The following is a 21695-nucleotide window of genomic DNA, read 5'->3' as shown; positions in this document are numbered from 1 at the left end:
GGAAGATTACTTGGAACAATTATTTGGAAACAGAGGGTAAGAAAATGACCCATTTAAAAAGCTATCTTTTCAAAAAAGATGTGAGGGCACAAAAAGGTGAGGAGAAAGTTTTCATGCGAAAGGCGTGTTTTCTTAATAATCACAAATTGCAAAAAAGGTAAAAAAATGTTATAATTACTCTATATTTTTGTGTATAAAAAGGACTTGGTGACTAAAATGGTATCAAAATCAAGAAGTAGAGCTAGTTCTACGAAAAAAGGAGCTACAAGTTTTAACATTATTAATAGTGCTTTGTTAATGCTATATACAGTTCTCTCACTCATTGTTACATTTATGATGTACACTTATAACTTCCTTGCTTTTCATCACTTAAACCTTGTAGTAGCTGGGATCTTATTTTTCTTCTTTATCCTTTGGCTGATACTAATTGTTAAAAAACAGGCAAAGATTTTATCAATGATCAGTCTTATACTTGCTAATCTTATTTTGGCACTTACCTTATTTGCCTTTAAATCAACAATTGACTTTACGGCCAAAATTAACAAGACAGCTTCGTTTTCAGAAGTGGAAATGTCAGTTGTGGTTCCAAAGGATAGTCAAGTAACATCTATTTCAGAGGTAAAAGAAGTTCAAGCACCTACTGATATGGATCACTCTAACATTAGTGCCTTATTGAAGCATATCAAAGAGGTTAAAAAAACAAATTTATCAACAAATAAAGTAGCCTCATACAAAGATGGCTACGATAGCCTGATGGCTGATTCCTCAAAAGCTATGGTATTGAATAGTGCTTATGGACCACTGATTGAACAAGCAGATAGCAACTATAAAGATAAACTAAAGACGATTTATACTTATAAGGTTAAAAAAGCAATCAAGTCGACAACTCCAACATCAAGCAATAAAGATGTGATTAATGTCTATATTAGTGGGATTGATACCTATGGACCAATTTCGACAGTTTCTCGTTCAGACGTTAATATTATCTTGACGGCTAATACTAAAACACATCAGGTCTTATTAACAACAACACCACGTGATTCTTATGTAAAAATCCCTGGCGGAGGAGCTGACCAGTACGATAAACTAACCCATGCTGGTATCTATGGTGTAGAGACCTCTATGGCAACCCTAGAAAATCTCTACGGCATTAAGATTTCTAACTATGCAAGAATTAATTTTACGACCTTCATGGATTTAATTGACTTACTTGGTGGGATTGAAGTTGTCAATGATACAGCTTTTACTAGTTACCATGGAAATTATGTCTTTCCTAAAGGAAATGTGAAATTGAATTCTGAGAGGGCTCTAGGCTTCGTTAGAGAAAGATATTCACTTCAAGGTGGTGACAACGACCGCGGTAAAAATCAAGAGAAGGTGATATCAGCAGTTATTCAAAAACTAGCGTCAATTAAATCACCATCACAGTTCACAGCAATTGTGTCAGGGTTACAAAATTCTGTACAGACTAATTTGTCCTTAAATCAACTACTAACAATTGCTAATTCACAGGTAGCTGATAGATCCTCATATACTGTGACATCACAAGCTGTTACAGGGACAGGTTCTACAGGAGAATTACCATCATATGCTATGCCAGGATCAGCTCTCTATATGTTAAAACTTGATGAGAAGAGTGTCGAAGCAGCAAAAGAAGCCATAAAAAATACTATGGAGGGGAACTAAATGATTGATATCCATTCCCACATCATTTTTGATGTGGACGATGGTCCGCTAACAATAGATGAAAGTTTATCGTTACTTGAGGAAAGTTATAAACAAGGTGTTCGTACGATTGTATCAACATCACATCGTAGAAAAGGAATGTTCGAAACGCCTGAAGATGACATATATAATAAATTTATGCATGTTAAAAGGGAAGCAGCAGAGAAGTTCCCAGATTTAACCTTACTTTATGGAGGAGAGCTTTATTTCACTGCGGATATTCTGGCTAAGCTTGAACATAATGAAATTCCACGAATGAACGATACACGCTTTGCACTAATTGAATTTAGTATGATGACCCCGTGGAAGGATATCCATTCGGCATTATCCCAAGTGTTAATGTTAGGGATTACACCAATTATTGCTCATATCGAGCGTTACAATGCTTTAGAATTTAACAAGAGTCGCGTTGAAGAGCTCATTAATATGGGCTGTTACACACAAGTTAACAGTGCACATGTATTGAAAGCAAAGCTAATTGGGGACAAGCTTAAGGTCTTCAAAAAACGTGCCAAATACTTTTTAGATAATGACTTAGTCCATTGCATAGCAAGTGACATGCATAATCTAAAAAAACGACCACCCTATATGAAACAAGCCTACCAACTTGTTGAAAAAGAATATGGGACAAGACGCGCTAGAAACCTTTTCGAAGAGAATGCAGCAAGTTTGATTGCAAATGAATTTTTATAGGAGAATGTATGACTAACATGGAAAATGCATCAATGGAAATTGATGTACTGAGTTTATTAAAAAAATTATGGGTTAAAAAGTTCCTGATTACCTTTATTGCTTTGTTTTTTGGAACATTAGCCTTGCTATCAAGTGTCTTTTTGATTAAACCATCATATACTGCGGCAACTCGTATTTATGTCTTAAACAAAACACAACAAGCAGCTAATCTAACAGCAACTGATTTGCAAGCTGGTGGTTTATTAGTTAACGACTACAAAGAAATCATTACCTCTCGTGATGTCATGAAAGACGTTATTGCTAATTATGGTATCTCAACAACCCCTGAAGCATTGAGTAAAATGATTTCAGTGACAATTCCGGCAGACACACGAGTTATTTCAATCGCTGTAACTAATAATGATCCGCAAGTTGCAAAAGATTTAGCCAATTCTGTTCGCGATGTCGCTTCTGAAAAAATTAAATCTGTTACAAAAGTTCAAGATGTGACACCACTTGAAAAAGCGACGATGCCAAGTCACCCTTCTTCACCAAACATTAAACGGAATACCTTAATCGGGATTTTATTTGGTGCATTTTTAACAATTGTCATCTTAATGATCAAAGAAGTATTGGATGACCGTGTTAAACGTCCGGAAGATATTGAAGAAGTTCTTGGGATGACCTTACTTGGTATTGTCCCAAATACAAATAAGATGTAAGAGGTTTAGAATGGTTCAGTTAGAATTAGTTAAAAGTAAAAAGAATCTTTATGATATTGCGGAAGAGTACTATAACTCCATTCGAACAAATATCCAATTTAGCGGTCGTCATTTAAAAGTAATTACACTGACATCAGTCCAACCGGCTGAAGGGAAGTCGACAACGTCAACCAATCTCGCTATTTCCTTTGCCAAGGCTGGCTTTAAGACTCTGTTGATTGATGCGGATATCCGTAATTCAGTCATGTCTGGAACCTTTAAGGCAAATGAAAAGTATGAAGGTCTGTCTAGTTACCTATCAGGAAATGCAGAGTTATCTGCAGTCATTTCATACACAAATATTCCCAACATGATGCTTATCCCATCCGGACAAGTACCGCCAAATCCAACTACACTCCTACAAAATAGCAATTTCAACTTTATGATTGATACGGTTAAAGAATTGTTTGACTATGTTATTATTGATACGCCGCCAATTGGACTTGTTATTGATTCAGCAATTATCTCACAAAAAGCCGATGCAACTATTTTAGTCACAGAAGCTGGAGTTATTAAGCGTCGCTTTATCCAAAAGGCTAAAGATCAAATGGAACAAAGTGGTGTACAATTCTTAGGTGTCATTTTGAATAAAGTAGAAGATACCATTGATTCCTATGGTGGCTATGGTAGTTACGGTTCCTATGGTGATTATGGAAAAAGTAAGAGAAAGAAAAAATCAAGTCGAAAAAAATAGAAATGGTATAAAATGGAAGAAAAAGAAAAAATTCATAGACTCTTTGTTATGATTGTTCAATCGATCATGATTTTAATTGCTCTATTTTTAACCTCTCTTTTAGTTGAAACAAACGTTGACAAAAATTTTGAAATTTTAATAGTGCTAATTACTCATGTGATTGTTTTTAATATGGTTGAATTTTATAAGAACTTTAAAGTTAGGGGCTTTTTACAAGAATTTTTACTAACGATTAAATACTGTATTTACTATCTTTTAGTTTTAACCTTTTTTTTCTTTATTTTTAAGTTAGGTAGTAGTATTTCCAGATATTCAACATTTATCTTTTTAATATTTATATTTATTTTACTATATACAATAGATATCATTTTAAAATGCTATCTTAAATATGCCCATCTTAGAATTGTAGACTCTCCTAAAGTTATAGTGATAACCAATAAAAAACGTCATGCTGAAAACTTGAAGTTGTTTAAAAAGAGTTCAGAAATTAATTTTGTAGGTTTTTGTGTATTAGACTATGATTATTCTGAAAGTTCACTAAACAGTAATGATGGAATATTGATGATTGACTATAAAGATTTCTTTTCAATAATTACAAAACTTGCTGTGGATCAAGTTTTTATCAACCTACCTCTTTTAGAATATGATATATATGATATTCCAAATATGATTGAAAACTTAGAGTTGATGGGAATTACTGTAAATGTAAATATTGATACTTTGGATTTTGAAAGTATAGGAGACAAGAAAATTCAAACTTTTAATGGCTATAGTGTCATTACTTTTTCAACTAAGTTTCATAAATATTCACATCTTTTTGCAAAACGTACTATTGATATTTTTGGAGCAATAATTGGACTGTTTATATGTCTAGTTTTTTCAATTTTTATTGTACCTGCTATTAAATGTGATGGCGGACCTGCTATATTTGTCCAAAAAAGAGTTGGAAGAAATGGCAGAATTTTCAATTTTTATAAATTTAGGTCAATGCATATCGATGCTGACAAAATGAAAAAAGATCTCATTTCTAAAAATCAAATGGATGGCTTGATGTTTAAAATGGACAATGATCCTAGAATAACTAAAGTTGGACATTTTATTAGAAAAACTAGTATTGATGAATTACCTCAATTTTATAACGTTTTGAAGGGGGATATGAGTCTTGTTGGAACTCGACCACCTACCCTCGATGAATATAACCACTATTCTCCGAAACAAAAAAGAAGGTTAAGCTTTAAGCCAGGAATTACAGGATTATGGCAAGTTTCTGGAAGAAGTAATATTACCAATTTCGATGAAATTGTAGCTTTGGATGTTAAGTACATTAATGAATGGACCATTTGGTCAGATATAAAAATTTTGTTATTAACTATTAAAGTTGTTGTTTTTGGAGATGGTGCTAAATAGGAAAGGTTTTAAAATGAAAATTTGCTTAGTAGGTTCTAGTGGAGGTCATTTAACACATCTTCATCTTCTCAAAACAATATGGAAGGACGAAGAACGCTTTTGGGTGACTTTCAATAAACCAGATGCTATTAGTTTATTAAAAGATGAAAAAAAATATTTCTGTTATTTTCCGACAAATAGAAATATCATCAATTTAGTTAAAAATAGTTGGTTAGCTATCAAAATACTCGTTAAAGAAAGACCGGATCTAATTATTTCTACTGGGGCAGCAGTAGCGGTACCTTTCTTTTATGTTGGAAAATTGACAGGTTCGAAAACAATATACATTGAGGTTTTTGACAGGTATGATAAACCGACTTTGACAGGTAGATTAGTCTATCCAGTAGCTGATAGATTTATTGTACAATGGGAAGATTTAAAAAAAGTTTATCCAAAAGCAATAAATATTGGAGGGATATTTTAATGATTTTTATTACTGTTGGTACACATGAACAACAATTTAACAGATTAATAAAAAAAATAGATGACTTGGTAGGCGCAGGAATAGTAAAAGAAGAAGTTTTTATTCAAAAAGGTTTTAGTGATTATATCCCTAAGAATTGTGACTGGGTAGATTTTCTTTCTTATGAGGAAATGGAAAATTTTATTAGTCGCTCAAGTTGTGTCATAACACACGGTGGACCATCAACTTATATGAATGTCATCAGTAAAAATAAAAATCCTATTATTGTTCCGAGACTAAAAAAATATAACGAACACGTAAATGATCATCAGTTAGATTTTTTAAAAAAACTAAAGTTATCTGGAACCTATCATCTAATTTTTATTGAAGAAGTCTCTGAACTGGAAAGGAATATTAATCAGCAACTGAAAAATAAAAAGATTAGTGAGTTTTCTCCATCAACTAATAATTCATTTGTCTCAAATTTAAAAAATGTTATTGACGATTTATTTAAGGAGAAGGTATGAAAATCAATAGATATAAACTTTCAATACAATCTCTTTTTCATCTCTTTAATTTTTTTATTTTTCTATTTCTTATATGTGAGTTCTTATATAATGGTATTAATGCTACAGGATATCACAATTTAACAGTCGCTTTTACAACATTAATTATCTCTGTCTTAAATTTTTCTGTAGTAAATCTAAAACGGATACAAATTTCTTATTTTAATGTTTTATCTTTTTTAACACTAATAGGATACGTCTTATATTTTGGTCATTTTTCGTATGTTTCTTTTTTCTATACTATCATGTTAATCAATATTATTTTGATTTCTGAAAGCAAGATAAGATTAGAAAATTATTTTTGGATATTTATTCTGATTCTTGGGTTTATTCTTTCTACTTATCAAAAATTAAGTGGAGTTCAGCGAGTTGTAGGTTTTTTTTCAACATCACCAACTATTTTTTCGCTCATCATTCTATATTCTTGTGTTTTAATATTGGATTCTGAGAAGATTGCATATTTTTTAAAAGTAATGTTTACTTCTTTAGGCCTTGTTTCAATTATTTTAACTGAAAGTAGATCTACATTTTTCGTTTTTTTACTTTTTATATTCTATTATCTCATCTATTTGCCAATAAAAGGTACTGCTCGCTTTTCAGCTCAGAGTAAGTTGCTCTTTTTAGGAGGTGTATTACTATTTTTTATAGTAATATTTTTAACATTTTTGGTAAATATTAAATTACGTGAGAATGGTATTGAAAGTAGTAACTCTAGAAAAATGGTTATTGAGTATTTTTTTTATGAAATAAAACAAAATCCAATTCGCTATATTATTGGAAGAGGGGCAGGCTATACTAGTCAAGTTGTACCTCGTTTGTTAGGCCTTAATTTGCAAACATACCCTTTGCATCAGGATATTTTAATGTGGTTTGTGGAATATGGGATTTTTGGTTTTTTTCTTTTAGTTATATCATTAACTTATCAAAAGCATATTAATTGGAAAGTAGTTATTTTAATTGCTCTATCAAGCTTTCACAATTTATTTACATCATCCATCTTAATTATTTTTTTATGTATATTAAATAATGAAATAATCTATAATACAAGGAAGGCTGAAAAAAATGATAGAAATTTCTGTTATAATTCCTGTATATAATGCGGGGGAACACTTAGAAAATTCTCTAAATGCGTTTGTAAAACAGACGATTTTTGAAAAATTAAAAATTATTTTAGTAAACGATGGCTCTACCGATGAGAGTAAAGAAATTTGTGAATCTTTTTCTCATAAATATCATAATTTTATTTTAATCAATAAACAAAATGGCGGTGTTTCTTCTGCAAGAAACGCCGGGTTGGGTTGTGTTGATACTGAATATGTTGCTTTTTTTGATGCAGATGATTATGCAGAAGATACTTTGTATGAGACGCTTCTAGGTTATAGTAAAACTTACGATACTGATATTTCTATGACTGATTTTTCATTTGTAAAAAATGGTTTGGAATACAAAAAAAGAAAGTCTTTTGAAAGTATATTCACGGATAAATCTTTGGCTCTTAAAGCTTTCTTGAAGGGAAATACCATTGAAAATACATTATCTGATAAACTGTTTAGAACAGAAATAATAAAAAATTTTCATTTTGATGAAAAATACATTGTGGGTGAAGACATGTTTTTTACTTTTCTAGCATTGCAAAATTCAAAAAAGATTTATATCAATACTTCACAGACGCTTTGTAAGTATATTATTCATAATAATTCAGCTATGAACACGGTGTTTTCGCCAAAATTTTTCCATACGATTGTTTTGTCTGAAAAAATTGAAAGTCTTGTCGACATGGAATTGAAAGTGTTTGCTAGGGCACATACTATCCATGAAAAGACAAAAGTTATTCGGTATATGATGCTTAATAATGCAGGTATGGAGACTCACAAAGAGTACGAAAGATTACTAAATGATATTAGAAATTATCCTACTTGGAATGCATTCAACTTTTTGGATTTTAAACAATTTGTTGCGGTTATTTTAATGAAAATACATCCAAAAATTTATTTAACAATTTTTAATAAAATGGGGTAGCTTATGCATTATAGTATTAAAGAATATATCAGAAAAAAAATTCTCAGATTTGCAATTAAATTTATTTATCCTATAAAATTTAAATCGGAGAGACAAAATCTTAAGAATAGAACATTTTCAATTATTTCTGATAACTGTTGGGGAGCAAGAGTTTATCAGGAGTTGGGTCTTCCTTATAATACTCCATTCGTTGATTTATTTATTTTTTCAAACGATTACATTAAATTAGTTTCACGGTTGAGATATTACATGAACTCTGAGTTGAGATTTATTTCTGAATCTAAGTATAATGGAAAACAAAATTATCCAATTGGTATTTTAGATGATGTTGAAATTCATTTTCAACATTATAAAGATAAAGAAGATGCGAGGAGAAAATGGTCGAAGCGAGTTAGGCGAATTAATTATAATAATTTATTCTTTAAAATGAATGACAGCGATGGCGCAACTATTGAACTAATGGAACAATTTGATAAACTTAATTATAAAAATAAAGTTATTTTTACTGCGAAAAAATATGATTCATTAACTTCTAGTATTATTTTTTACAAATGTCAACGAGAGAATTACATAAAGAACGGTAAGGATATGAAATATTATAGAAATTATTTCAATGTTGAATTTTGGTTGAATGAGGTAAATCAAATTGATGAAGGAAAAAGATGAACTTATTAGTGTTATTGTCCCTATCTATAATGTTGCAGACTTTGTTAGGGAGTGCTTACAAAGCATAGTAAAACAAACATATGAAAATATTGAAATTATCTTAGTAAATGATGGTTCCACAGACAATAGTATGGAGATTATTTCAGATATCATCCAAAAAGATAATAGGATTTCTGTAATTAATAAAACAAACGGTGGATTATCTGATGCTCGTAACCATGGAATACTGAAATCTAAAGGCAGTTATATTACCTTTATTGATTCAGATGATTTTGTAGACCCAACTTATATTGAAATTCTCTATAATCTTATTAAAAAATATAATTCAGATATTTCAATAGTGAATATGAAGGAATATCAAAATGGGAAAATAAAACATTTTTCTAAAAATTGTTACGAAAAAATATTTATTACTGATGATATTCTACAAGCTATGTATAAAAGAAATGATTATTATTCAGTGATTTTGACTGTTGCTCAATCAAAGTTATATAAAAGGGAACTATTTGATAGCCTCCTCTTTCCTCTCGGAAAAAAATATGAAGATTCTTTCACAACTTATAAATTATATTTGCAATCTTCTAAAATCATTTTTAAAAATATTGCCTTGTATTATTATCGTATCAGAGAAGGAAGTATTATAAATTCAGCATTCAACCTTTCAAATCTAGACAAGATAGAAATGTTTGAAGAACGAATAAAACTACTGTCATCTTTACAAAAAGATACGTCAAGAGATGAAGTTGCTTATGCTATCGAATTATATAGGACGAAATATTTTTTAAAACAAAACCATTTTGAAAATGAAATTCAAACTATTGACAGAAAAGCTAAACTTATGTACAAACAACTCATTAAACAAGCTAATATTCCATTCAAATATAAGCTAAAATTATTTTTAGTCAAATCTTTTCCAAGAATTATTCAATTCTCAAGATGACGACTTAAATTTGGGAGACTAAATGAAAAAGGTTATTTATAATATTGCAGGAACTCGTTTTGGAAATCATCTTTATTTTTTTCTAAAGGCATCTAAAACAGCTGATGTTAAGGTAAGATATCTTGAAAATATGGATTATTGGTTAGATTATTTTCCAAAACTAAATAACTTATTAACTGATTCGAATGACTGTAAAAAAGTAGTAATGCCATCTGATTTTTTTCAAAACTATGGTAAGGACTTCACAAAGGAAGATTTAGATCTATTTATTGAAAATTATCTTGAAAAAGGCTTGGTAAATTCTCACTTTGAAAATGATTGTGATCTTATTATTAATGTTCGAAGAGGGGATTTTTTTACAGATGAACACAAATACTTTTATGGATTTGATCAGATTGATTTTTTAAAAAAAGTACTTCAAAAATGTATGGCAAACACAACAAATTCTATTGGAATAGTTAGTGATGACATTGATTGGTGCAAAAATAATTTATCTCATCACCTTAATTTGAATCAATTTCAAAAAGTAATATTTTATAAAACAACACCTATGGAAGCATTAGTTATTTTATCTAGAGCTAAATCTCTTGTTATTATGAATTCAACTTTTTCCTATTGGGGCGCCTATCTAAACGAATTTTTCAACCCAAGATGTACAATTTATGCACCGGATTATAATACTTTAAATATAAGATTTGGGGAGATGATTACGAAATCGAAATCTTGGAACATAATCAGGGTCAAGCCATACAAAAGAAGGTTTTCAAAAATCATCATGAGAAAAAATAAAATATTAAGTAAAATAAGGAATTTGAAAAAGTAAATGAAAAAAATATATATCTGCCATACAGTTTATCATCTTTTGATCTCATTATTAAAATTGAATACAGAGGAGAGAAATATTCTTATTCTGGCTTATACGATACCGTATGTTCGTCATTTTGAAATGAAATTAAAGCTTTTAGAATGTGTAACAGATGTTATTGTGATAAATAAAGACGGACATATTTCGAATACTTTTTTTTCAGAAGGTGATGATATTTATATTTTTAATGATGGGACAATTATTGGAAATGACTTAAGAGTGCATAAAATCTTTTATCACTTGTTAGAGGATAGTCAAGATTATTATAGTTATAATATGCAATACTTTTCGGTTGGAAAAAGAGAACGGTTACTGTGGTTTTTTAATCATAATTTATCACCTTTTGGAAAAAGTAAATACGCTATAGATATTGAAGTAAACAATGTTTCAAAAGTGCTATATCGAGATGCAAGATTATCAAAAACTAGAGAAGTTTCACGGAGAGAATTATTTAATTCTATTAGTCAACGGAGAAAAGAGGAAATTTTTTCCCTTTTTCCTGAAATAACAAGTCTCACAATTCCAGAAAATTCTGTATTAATTTTAACTCAGCCATTATTTTTGGATCATTGGACAGAAGTAGCTCAAAGTGAAGATGAACAACTAAATTTTTATCAGTCTCTTATCGCTAATTATCCTCATTCTACAGTTTTTTTAAAACCTCACCCGAGAGATACTATTGATTATTCAGTCATTAAATCTATTGAAATTTTACCATCATATATTCCAATGGAGGTCATTGAGTTATTAATCATTGGTAAATTTAAAGTCGGTATAACGCATTCATCAACAGCTTTGAATTTTTTAGAATGTGTTGATTATAAAATAATGGTTCATAAATTTAAGGAAAAGTCATGGATGTGAAAAAATTATTTCAGTCGGGATTAATCTATACCGTTGGTAACCTTTTGATTCAAGGGCTAGCTTTTATTACCTTACCAATTTATACAAGATTGATTAGTGTAGAAGTGTTTGGTCAATATAGTTTATATGTGTCATGGGTTGGAATAATTAGTCTCTTTATTGGCCTACAGACCAGCGGTTCCCTTAGTTCAGGAAAAACAATCTACAAAGAAGAATTTGATAATTTTTCAAGTAGTGCATTAATGATTAGTAATATTAGCTTCTTAATCTTTTTTGTAATTAGTTATCTTTTTAGAAGTTTTTTTTCAAAATTATTGGGATTTTCGGAACTTGTATTTGTTTTATTGATCGTTCAAAGTTTTACTAATTATATTTTTAATTTCTTTGGACAATATTTTATCCAGTTGCAAAAAAGCTTTTTCAATTTTATTCTTTCCTTGTTAAATGCTTTATTTTCAGTTGGACTAACATTGAGCTTTTTGTTCTTTTCGGAAAATGATTTTTACTCCAGAATTTTTGGTGCACTTATCCCTAATATAATTGTTGCAGCCATTGCTATATTTTATATATATCAGCACAGTTCCGTACCTTTTAAAACAAAATATTTTTATTTTATTATCTCGATATCAATCCCTTTAATATTTCATTTGTTTGGACATCAAGTTTTAAATCAGCTTGATAGAATCATGTTAGCCTCCTACAAAGGAACTCGAGAAGTTGCATTATATAGTTTTGGTTACTCTCTTGGAATGCTTATACAGATAGTTCTTAATAGTATAAATACAGCTTGGGTACCGTGGTATTTTGAGGCAAAAAAAAATAAAGATACAAATCTTTCCACATACGTGAAAAACTATCAATATCTGGGTGTTTTGATTACACTTGGTTATCTTACTATTTTTCCAGAATTAGCAATAATCCTAGGTGGAAAAAATTATGCCGGAACTATTGATTTTATTTCAATTATTATTGTCAGCTATTTTTTGGTATTTCTATATACCTTCCCTGTGAACGTTCAGTTTTATCATGCCAACACAGTTTGGATTCCTATAGGGACTTTAATAGCAGCATTTTTTAATTGGGCAATAAATATCTATTTGATTCCGCATTATAGTAGCTTTGGAGCTGCTGTTGCGACATTACTATCTTATTCAATTCTACTTGTCTTTCATCATATCATTTCCAAAATAAAATACAATTATCATGAAGTGAATGCCAGAGACTATATTACATTAATTTCTATTGTTATTTGTTATGCACTAGTAATGAATGTATTGATTAAAATACCCGTATTGCGATTTTTTATAGGTTTCTTAATTTTATTGGGATACTATATTATTAACAAGAAAACAATTAGTTACTATATAAAGAAATTAAAAAGGAGTACATAAATGGTTTACATTATTGCTGAGATTGGTTGTAATCACAATGGAAATATTTCATTAGCAAAAAAAATGGTTGATGTGGCTGTTGAATGTGGTGTTGATGCTGTTAAGTTTCAAACGTTTAAGGCGGAGAAATTAATTTCAAAATTTGCTCCCAAAGCAGAGTATCAAAAAGTGACAACAGGTACATTGGATAGTCAATTAGAAATGACTAAGCGATTGGAACTAAGTTTTGATGAATACTTAGAAATGCGAAATTATGCACTTAATAAAGGAGTTGATACTTTTTCTACCCCTTTTGATGAGGAGTCGTTAAACTTTTTGATTTCAACAGATATGCCAGTCTATAAGATTCCGTCAGGGGAGATCACCAATCTACCTTATCTTGAAAAAATTGGGAAACAAAAGAAAAAAGTTATTCTTTCGACTGGTATGGCAATGATGGATGAGATTCATCGAGCAGTAGAAATTCTTCAACAAAATGGTACAAATGATATTTCGATTTTACATTGTACAACTGAGTACCCAACGCCATATTCATCATTAAATTTAAATGTTATCCATACACTCAAAGAAGAGTTTCCAGAGTTTACCATAGGATATTCTGATCATTCAATTGGTTCAGAAGTTCCTATTGCTGCGGTAGCAATGGGGGCAGAAGTAATTGAAAAACATTTCACCTTGGATACTGAAATGGAAGGTCCTGATCATAAAGCAAGTGCAACTCCTGAAATTCTAGAAGCTTTAGTGAAAGGAATTAGAATTATTGAACAGTCTTTAGGGCGCTTTGAAAAAATTCCAGACCCAGTAGAAGAAAAAAATAAAATAGTTGCTCGAAAATCTGTAGTAGCTTTAGGGGCGATTAAAAAGGGAGAAATATTTACAGAGAAAAATATTACAGTAAAACGCCCAGGAAACGGAATATCTCCAATGTTTTGGTATGATATCTTAGGAAAAGAAGCACAAGTTAGTTTCGAAGAGGATGAAATAATCTGTGATTCCCGATTTGAAAATCAATTGTAGTAATTATTATTTGAAATACATTGGAATATAATATGAAAAAAATTTGTTTGGTTACGGGTTCACGTGCTGAATATGGCATTATGAGACCATTAATTCAAAAACTTTCTGAAGATTGTGAAATAAGTCTTGATATTATTGCTACGGCAATGCACCTTGAAGAAAAATATGGAAATACTTTCCTTCAACTTGAAAGGGATGGTTTTCATATTGCTTATAAAATACCACTCAACCTAATTGATACTAAGAAAGAGACAGTATCAAAAAGTATGTCAACATTACATTTAAATTTGACTGATATTTTTCAAAAAAATGTATATGATTTAGTTATTGTTTTAGGTGATCGCTATGAAATATTGCCAGTTGTAAATGTTGCGTTAATTTATAATGTCCCAGTTTGTCATTTGCATGGTGGTGAGACATCACTAGGAAATTTTGATGAATATATTCGTCATGCTGTAACTAAGATGAGTCATTTACATCTTGTAGCTACTGAAAAGTTTCGCAAACGTGTTATTCAGATGGGAGAGAGCCCTAGATTTGTTATTAATACGGGATCATTAGGTGTTGAAAACGCATTATCAATTCCACCCTTATCAAAAAACGAATTAGAAGAACAATTAACTATTAGTTTGGAGGAAAAATACTTAGTTGTATTATATCATCCTGTAACTTTTGAAGAAGGACTTTCTGCTGGAGCTCAGATGTCAATCGTATTGGATACTTTAAGTAGATTTGGAAAACAATGTATCTTTATTGGTTCTAATTCAGATACTGGTTCTGATGAAATTTCTTTAGAAATTTCATCTTATCTTGAAAATCATCAAAATTGTTATAGTTTTGCTTCATTGTCAACACAACAGTATCACTCACTAATAAGACATTCAATTGGGTTAGTTGGTAATTCATCATCTGGTTTAATAGAAGTTCCTTCCTTAAGTAAGCCAACGTTGAATATTGGTGATAGACAGAAAGGACGTCTCTGTGGTAAAAGTGTTTTAAATACTCCTGTGACTTGTGATGAAATTCTAATGGGGTTAGAAGAGATGGAAAAAATAGTTGATTTTTCTAATCCTTATTACCAACCTAATGCCTCTTTAAATGCTTATAATGCTATCAAGAATTACCTTGATGAATGTCCATCAATTTCGCAGCCATTTTATGATTTAGACGAGGTATTTGATTTATGAAAAAAAAGTTAGCTTTTTTAGGAGCTGGAAGTCATGCAGATGCTATTGTACCAGTAATAGATAATCTATCTTACGAATTTATTGGTTTTTTTGATGATAAGGATATTTCAGAACATGATGGTTACCCTGTCTTAGGGAGAATGTATGATGTCTTGAAATTTTTAGATAATGGTATGATAGATGCTGTATTTATTACAATTGGAGATAATGCTAAAAGGCGTGAACTTTTTGATTATGTTGCAAAGAACTATTATCATTCTATTATTAATATTATTAGTCCAGATGCCTTAGTTTTAACACCAGAAAGTATATGTGGTAGAGGAATATTTATTGGTTTCGGGGCTTTTATTGGTTCAAAAGTTCAACTGTTTGATAATAACGTAGTTAATACTGGAGCATTGATTGAACACCATACTATCGTTAAGTCACATTGTAATATTGCCCCAAATGCAACGATAAATGGTCTATGTAAAATTGAAGAGGAAGTTTACTTTGGTAGTGCTAGTGTCATTACTCAAACATTAAGCATTACTTCACAGACAATAATTGGTGCGGGGGCAGTTATTATTAGTGATATTGTTGAGAGTGGTACATATGTTGGAATTCCAGCAAAAAAAATTAAGTAGAGGACTAAAAAAATGAAACCGATATGTATAATTCCTGCTCGTTCTGGTTCAAAAGGGTTACCTGATAAAAATATGCTTTATCTTTCTGGAAAACCTATGATTTTTCATACAATAGATGCTGCACTTAAAACAGGATTGTTCGAACAAGAAAATATTTTTGTAAGTACGGATTCAGAATTATATCGCGATATTTGTTTGGAGCGTGGTATCTCTGTTGTGATGAGAAATGCAAAGTATGCCTCTGATACAGCTACTTCATACGATATGATTCAAGATTTTTTAACTGAATTTGATGATGATCAAGTATTTGTTTTGTTGCAAGTGACATCACCATTAAGGAAAGCGTGGCATATCGAAGAAGCAATAAATTACTATCTTTCTCATGATGTTGATAATGTTGTTAGTTTTTCTGAAGTAGACAAGCATCCAAACCTTTTCACAACATTGTCGTCTGATGGTTATGCTCAGGATATGGTTGGTGCTGACAGAGGTTACCGTAGGCAAGAGTTACAAAAACTTTACTATCCAAATGGAGCTATCTATATTTCTGATAAGAAAACTTATTTATCAAATAAGAGCTTTTTTACAAAAAAAACTTATGCTTATGAAATGTCAAAGGAATATTCTTTAGATGTTGATACTCATGATGATTTTATCCATGTAATTGGACACTTATTTTTTGACTATAAGCGAAGAGAGAACGAAAATAAAGATTTTTATAGAGACAATTATCTTAAGTTAATTTGTTATGATTCTTCAAAACTTATTTTGGGCGATTCAAGAATGCTTACTATATCAATAGAAGGATATAGTAACTATTCACAAGGCGGAGTAACCTTATCCACATTATTGGAAAATATTGATACCATTTTAACAGAAAATATAAAAGAAGTTTTTGTATCAATTGGTGTTAACGATCTAATAGTTGGGTCAAATATAGATAAAATTTGTAGGGATTTTGAAAAGCTATTTAATACCTTTTCTTCAAGAAATATTAGTTATTACATGACTACTATTGCTTATACTTTATTTAGAGATTCTGTCAAAAATAGTGATATCAAGAAAGTCAATACTTGGTTATTAGATTATAGTCGAAAAAAAAATATACCAATATTTGATATAAATAAGTTAGTTGCCCAAAATGAAGTTCTAGACTATCAAAAAACGTCAGATGGTTTACATTTTAAAAAAAATGTAGAAAATAAGCTACAAGATAGCTATATGGAATTTTTATCAAATAATAAATGAGATTTATGTAAATTGCTACTTATTTTTTAAAAGTAAACAAAGAAGTAAGATCTAAGTATATTTTGGAATTATTATAAAATTCTCTTTTCTGAAATAAGTATTTTTTACCTAAGGAACTTAAAGAAGCATTCAAACAAGAGTCACAAGCTATTATTGCCAACAGATATGACGATGCCCTTGATGATGTCGAAAACAAGGTCTACACGAGAGATTTGTTTAGACGTGACTAATTTCTTCCTTTCAGTTACTTTTCAAGGAATTGAATTGCCCTTTTAGGTGTCTTGTGTTATATTAATAATATAGTTTTCCATGGAAGAGTTTTCAAAGAAGGGGTGTCATATGAGTCGTACTGGGCAAAATGGTCATAAAATATTAATACAAAAATTATTGGTCAGTATTCATTATTTGACACTGTTTAAGGATGAGTTACAGTTGGTTGAGCGGACACCTTCTATTTTAGGTGGTGAATTTTCTGCTCATTCTGTTCAGTCTGAACTCGGTGAAATTGTTTCAGTCATTAATCAATTGGATTACCAACAACGGTTGATTGAATCAACTTTCTGGTATGAAGAGAAAGCATTCAAATTAATGAATAAAACTCTTCAAATTGTGGATACATGGATTCATGGCTTGGAAAATTTGGTTGATCTTTGTCAGGACAAGGAGGTCTTTCAAGCTATTCTTGGAGACAAACGGATTCGTGTTTTTGGTGTCTTGATTGATGTCTTTTCATCATTGAAAATCATTGTCATGTCATTAAAAGAGGTTCCAGTTCCACCTGTATTATATGACCAAATCAAAATGGTCAATATTGAAGAAGAAGCCTTTATTAAACATTACCAAAGTCCCAAGCAGGCTGCACCAGAAGCCCTTGGTATTAGAGAATAAGACTGATGACCTATCTTTTGGATAGGTTTTTTCATCCTCTCAAATAGGCTAACTCCACTTTAGTATTTTCAAATCGTTTAAATACCTTTTTTATTATTGTCTTTTCATTTTAGCGATAATTATGTTACAATTTATTTTAATAGATTCACATGTATTCGGTTTTTGATGTATGTAGTATCTGTTAATATTGTTTATTCAAACTAAAATTTAGGGGGTAGTAGTGATGGAGAGAGTCACGAGGAAACTAAGTAATCTATTGATAACTGTTATCATTTTATTCGGAGGTCTTGCGAGTAGTTTAGTATTTACGACGGTAGTATTGGCTCAAGGTAGTGATATTAGTTCGACAGTAGTGACTGACTTAAGTGTTTCTAGCACAGAAATTCAAGATGGCGGTAAAGTAGCTGTTACAGTAAATTTTGCTGAGAATTCGAGTCATAATATTCAGAATGGGGATACAATAACTGTTGGTTGGACGAATAGTGGCCAACCTACCTTTAATGGATACGCCAAAACGCTTCCGTTGACGGTTAAAGGTGTTAATGTCGGAGAAGCTGTTATTAGACAAGACGGAGCAACCATTACATTTAATAGCAGTGTTGATAATTTAGAGGATGTTTCGGGATACGTTACCTTTGAAATTGAAGGTAGAAATACCACTAATACCACTTCGGAAGATAAGAAGTCAGGAACTATATTTTCAGGAGGCAAAAGCACGACTGTAACTGTAGTTAAACCGGAAGCAGGTGTAAATAGTGTCTTCTATTACAAGACAGGTAGCATGTACACTTCGGATACAGAACATGTTAACTGGTGGTTGAATGCAAACTTAAACAAATCATACGTAGATTCAGATATTCGTATTGAAGATAGCATTCAAGGAGGGCAAGAACTTGTTACAGATAGTTTTGAAATTACTGTATCAGGTAACTCTAATACGACACTATCAGGAGCAAATGCTCTAACAGATTTTGCAAAACAGTATCCTGGTTCAAGTATTACAGTTAATGGCAATAATATAACAGTAGTTATTGCCCAAGGCTATGCCTCCCTAAATCAATTTTCGATTTATTATAAGACAAAAATCACAGACCAAAGCCAAAAGCAATTTGTTAATAATTCTAAAGCTTGGTATACAGAAAATGGTAAAGATGCTGTCAATGGTGAAGACTTCAACTATGCTGTTGATAACGTTAATGCCAATGCAGGTGTTACAGGTACAGTGAAGGGTGAGTTGAAAATTGTCAAGAAAACTAAAGGAACAGCAATTGCTATTCCCGGTGTAACATTTGAATTGAAAAATACAGAAGGAACAGCAATTTTAAATGGTGAAGCAGTCTTAAAGCTAGTAACTGATGCTAATGGTGTTGCTAATGTAAAAGGATTGCCAGTTGGAAATTATGTTGTTAAAGAAGTCTCTGCCCCAGATTGGATTGATTTTGATTTATTAAAGAGTCAAGAATTGACATTCACTGTTAATGATTCTGATAGAGAAGGAACTCTCCTTAATGTCGAGAATGAAACCAAAAAGACAACTGTATCAGGAACTAAGACTTGGAATGATAATCGTAATCAAGATGGTAAGCGTCCTGCTTCAATTACTGTAAACTTACTAGCTAATGGTGAAAAAGTAGCCTCTAAAGAAGTTACAGCTTCTGAAAATTGGGCATACAGTTTTGATAATCTTGAAGCTTACAAAGATGGCAAACAAATTAACTACACTGTCACAGAGGAACCTGTTGCTGATTATACAACTACAGTGGATGGCTATAACTTGATCAATAGCTATACACCAGGTAAAACAGCAGTGACAGTTAATAAAGTGTGGTCAGATAATAACAACCAAGATGGTAAACGTCCTACTAGTGTTAGTGTTCAACTTTACGTTAATGGTGAAGCAGTAGATGGTAAGGTACTTGAGTTGACACCTGACAACAATTGGACAGCCCAATTCACTAACCTTGATGAGAAAGCTGACGGTAAAGTAATCAGCTACACTGTTAAAGAAGTGACTGTTCCATCAGGCTATATTTCTACAGTTGACGCTACAGATGCCAAAAACTTTATTATTACAAATGCTTACACAACTGAAACAACAGAGGTTTCAGGAACTAAGACTTGGAAAGATGGCGATGACAAGGATGGTATTCGTCCGAATGCCATTACAGTTAAACTTTTAGCAAATGGTCAAGATACTGGATTAACTACTGTAGCCACAGCCGATACTAAGTGGTCTTATACATTCAAAAATATTGCAAAATATGCTAACGGTAAAGCAATTAGCTACAGCGTTGAAGAAGTTAATGTCCCGTTAGGTTACACAGCTACTGTTGATGGTATGAATATTACTAATAGCTATACGCCTAAGCAAGATAAGCCAACTCCTCCATCAAAATCAAATGATAAGCCAACTAAAAAAGATGAGCCAACTTCTCTAGCAAACTCAAATACCAAGCCAACTAAAAAAGAAAAGCTTCCATTGACTAATAGTATAGATAATCCAATCTACGCTATCTTTGGACTTATCTTACTTGGACTCGGTATTGGGTACACCATTCGCAAGAAAAAACTAGAGAACGGTTAATTTAGCTTGAGACATACCTAATCTAATGTATCATACAGTAATTAATACCCATTTTTCTTTTCAATTGTTGGAGCCTAGTCATTAAGAAGGCGCTTGATCAATTGGAATGGGGTGATAATTGTGAATACTGAGAAAGGACGATTGTGTTCCTTTCTTTTTTTTATATTTAGAGCGATTAGTATCTTATTTTTTGCCTTATCAAATCTTTCATTCTTAAAGCACTCGCCAAGTTCCACATCAACTTCTTTTTGACAGGCTCCCTAAAAAACGGTATAATAAGGAAAATCAAATACCTTTAAAAAAGTCCAGAGAGGCTTAGAAGGTTTACATGTCTAAATGGAGTGCATCTGCACGCCAACTTTTCTGTAACCTTGCTTCTTTGGAAGTGAGGTTTTTTAGTAGTCGGCAGGTGCCCACAGAAAGGAAAGTAGATGTACGAAGAACGTCCCATTATTGCGCTAGATTTTCCCTCAGTTGAGGAATTAAAATCCTTCCTAAGCTTATTTCCCAAAGAGGAGAAGCTTTATGTCAAAATAGGCATGGAATTGTATTATGCCGCCGGCCCAGAAATTGTTCGTTATGTGAAATCTCTCGGTCACAGCGTCTTTCTTGATTTGAAGTTACACGATATTCCCAATACGGTTAAGTCGACAATGAAGGTTCTGTCAAGAATGGGTATCGACATGACAACAGTACAAGCAGCTGGTGGTCTTGAGATGCTTCAGGCTGCGCGTCAGGGGCTGGGTGATGGTCCAATCTTGATAGCTGTGACACAATTAACATCAACCAGTGAAACAATGATGCAAGAAGACCAAAATATTCAAACCAGTCTCTTAGAGTCCGTTTTACACTATGCCAAACGGACGGCACTTGCAGGATTAGATGGTGTTGTTTGTTCAGCCCATGAGGTTGCAGCTATTAAGGCAGTAACACCAGATAGCTTTGTCTGTTTAACACCAGGTATTCGACCAACTGGTTCAGACATTGGTGATCAAAAGCGGATTATGACCCCTAGTCAGGCTAAGGCGATCGGCAGTGATTATATTGTCGTTGGTCGCCCGATTACACTTGCTAAAGATCCTGTGGCTGCTTATCAGGCTATTAAAACTGAATGGAATGCTTAAGGCAATTAA

At 31.6% G+C, this 21695-nt stretch carries 21 protein-coding genes and 1 pseudogene; all 22 read left to right on the top strand.

The window, feature by feature from the left end:
- The first annotated feature begins 216 nt into the window (after positions 1-216).
- The 22 genes and pseudogenes from cpsA to pyrF all read left to right on the top strand — a co-directional run bounded on the left by cpsA (position 217) and on the right by pyrF (position 21686).
- Complete coding sequence (gene cpsA / locus ACVRZD_RS01200) at positions 217-1686, top strand: LCP family glycopolymer transferase CpsA (RefSeq protein ID WP_037627066.1); 1470 nt, start codon at positions 217-219, stop codon at positions 1684-1686.
- Complete coding sequence (gene cps4B / locus ACVRZD_RS01195) at positions 1687-2418, top strand: capsular polysaccharide biosynthesis protein Cps4B (RefSeq protein WP_037627064.1); 732 nt, start codon at positions 1687-1689, stop codon at positions 2416-2418.
- An 8-nt stretch (positions 2419-2426) separates the two neighbouring features.
- Complete coding sequence (locus ACVRZD_RS01190) at positions 2427-3119, top strand: Wzz/FepE/Etk N-terminal domain-containing protein (RefSeq protein ID WP_037627063.1); 693 nt, start codon at positions 2427-2429, stop codon at positions 3117-3119.
- 10 nt (positions 3120-3129) lie between these two features.
- Positions 3130-3852 (top strand): tyrosine-protein kinase, encoded by a 723-nt coding sequence (locus ACVRZD_RS01185; protein ID WP_037627061.1) that lies wholly within the window; start codon positions 3130-3132, stop codon positions 3850-3852.
- A gap of 12 nt (positions 3853-3864) precedes the next feature.
- Positions 3865-5259 (top strand): sugar transferase, encoded by a 1395-nt coding sequence (locus tag ACVRZD_RS01180; RefSeq protein WP_037627059.1) that lies wholly within the window; start codon positions 3865-3867, stop codon positions 5257-5259.
- A gap of 13 nt (positions 5260-5272) precedes the next feature.
- Positions 5273-5722, top strand: coding sequence for a PssD/Cps14F family polysaccharide biosynthesis glycosyltransferase (gene pssD / locus ACVRZD_RS01175; protein ID WP_037627070.1), 450 nt, complete (start codon positions 5273-5275; stop codon positions 5720-5722).
- Complete coding sequence (locus ACVRZD_RS01170; RefSeq protein ID WP_037627056.1) at positions 5722-6228, top strand: glycosyltransferase; 507 nt, start codon at positions 5722-5724, stop codon at positions 6226-6228. Before pssD ends, ACVRZD_RS01170 begins: the two co-directional genes overlap by 1 nt.
- Positions 6225-7364 carry an O-antigen ligase family protein gene (locus ACVRZD_RS01165; RefSeq protein ID WP_037627054.1) on the top strand — a complete coding sequence of 380 codons (1140 nt, stop codon included), beginning with the start codon at positions 6225-6227 and terminating at the stop codon, positions 7362-7364. The genes ACVRZD_RS01170 and ACVRZD_RS01165 overlap by 4 nt, the downstream gene beginning before the upstream one ends.
- On the top strand, positions 7330-8286 hold the full coding sequence (locus ACVRZD_RS01160; RefSeq protein WP_037627052.1) for a glycosyltransferase family 2 protein: 957 nt from the start codon (positions 7330-7332) through the stop codon (positions 8284-8286). Before ACVRZD_RS01165 ends, ACVRZD_RS01160 begins: the two co-directional genes overlap by 35 nt.
- A 3-nt stretch (positions 8287-8289) precedes the next feature.
- The gene (locus tag ACVRZD_RS01155) at positions 8290-8952 is read left to right on the top strand and encodes a DUF1919 domain-containing protein (protein ID WP_037627050.1); all 663 of its coding nucleotides are present in this window, start codon (positions 8290-8292) and stop codon (positions 8950-8952) included.
- Positions 8936-9892 carry a glycosyltransferase family 2 protein gene (locus tag ACVRZD_RS01150; protein WP_037627047.1) on the top strand — a complete coding sequence of 319 codons (957 nt, stop codon included), beginning with the start codon at positions 8936-8938 and terminating at the stop codon, positions 9890-9892. The genes ACVRZD_RS01155 and ACVRZD_RS01150 overlap by 17 nt, the downstream gene beginning before the upstream one ends.
- 22 nt (positions 9893-9914) lie before the next feature.
- Positions 9915-10715 carry an alpha-1,2-fucosyltransferase gene (locus ACVRZD_RS01145; RefSeq protein WP_037627045.1) on the top strand — a complete coding sequence of 267 codons (801 nt, stop codon included), beginning with the start codon at positions 9915-9917 and terminating at the stop codon, positions 10713-10715.
- Complete coding sequence (locus ACVRZD_RS01140) at positions 10716-11621, top strand: glycosyltransferase family 52 (protein ID WP_037627043.1); 906 nt, start codon at positions 10716-10718, stop codon at positions 11619-11621. It abuts the gene before it with no gap.
- On the top strand, positions 11612-13012 hold the full coding sequence (locus ACVRZD_RS01135) for an oligosaccharide flippase family protein (protein ID WP_037627041.1): 1401 nt from the start codon (positions 11612-11614) through the stop codon (positions 13010-13012). The genes ACVRZD_RS01140 and ACVRZD_RS01135 overlap by 10 nt, the downstream gene beginning before the upstream one ends.
- Positions 13013-14029 (top strand): N-acetylneuraminate synthase, encoded by a 1017-nt coding sequence (gene neuB, locus ACVRZD_RS01130; protein WP_037627038.1) that lies wholly within the window; start codon positions 13013-13015, stop codon positions 14027-14029.
- A 32-nt stretch (positions 14030-14061) separates the two neighbouring features.
- On the top strand, positions 14062-15216 hold the full coding sequence (gene neuC, locus ACVRZD_RS01125; protein ID WP_447450182.1) for a UDP-N-acetylglucosamine 2-epimerase: 1155 nt from the start codon (positions 14062-14064) through the stop codon (positions 15214-15216).
- Positions 15213-15842 carry an acetyltransferase gene (locus tag ACVRZD_RS01120; RefSeq protein ID WP_037627036.1) on the top strand — a complete coding sequence of 210 codons (630 nt, stop codon included), beginning with the start codon at positions 15213-15215 and terminating at the stop codon, positions 15840-15842. The genes neuC and ACVRZD_RS01120 overlap by 4 nt, the downstream gene beginning before the upstream one ends.
- 12 nt (positions 15843-15854) lie before the next feature.
- A complete protein-coding gene (locus ACVRZD_RS01115) occupies positions 15855-17090 on the top strand; it encodes a cytidylyltransferase domain-containing protein (protein ID WP_037627034.1) in 1236 nt (411 codons plus the stop codon).
- A 122-nt stretch (positions 17091-17212) separates the two neighbouring features.
- Positions 17213-17320: pseudogene (locus ACVRZD_RS01110) on the top strand (UDP binding domain-containing protein); the annotation flags it as partial.
- Between the two features lie 109 nt (positions 17321-17429).
- Entirely contained in the window at positions 17430-17978 is a 549-nt protein-coding gene (locus ACVRZD_RS01105) for a hypothetical protein (RefSeq protein ID WP_037627032.1), read from the top strand.
- Between the two features lie 223 nt (positions 17979-18201).
- Positions 18202-20562 carry a Cna B-type domain-containing protein gene (locus ACVRZD_RS01100; RefSeq protein ID WP_447450181.1) on the top strand — a complete coding sequence of 787 codons (2361 nt, stop codon included), beginning with the start codon at positions 18202-18204 and terminating at the stop codon, positions 20560-20562.
- A gap of 431 nt (positions 20563-20993) precedes the next feature.
- A complete protein-coding gene (pyrF, locus tag ACVRZD_RS01095) occupies positions 20994-21686 on the top strand; it encodes an orotidine-5'-phosphate decarboxylase (protein ID WP_037627030.1) in 693 nt (230 codons plus the stop codon).
- Positions 21687-21695 lie beyond the last annotated feature (9 nt).

Source organism: Streptococcus hongkongensis (assembly GCF_053206145.1).
Note: the sequence above shows the minus strand (reverse complement) of the source record. Positions and strands in the feature narration are given on the sequence as shown.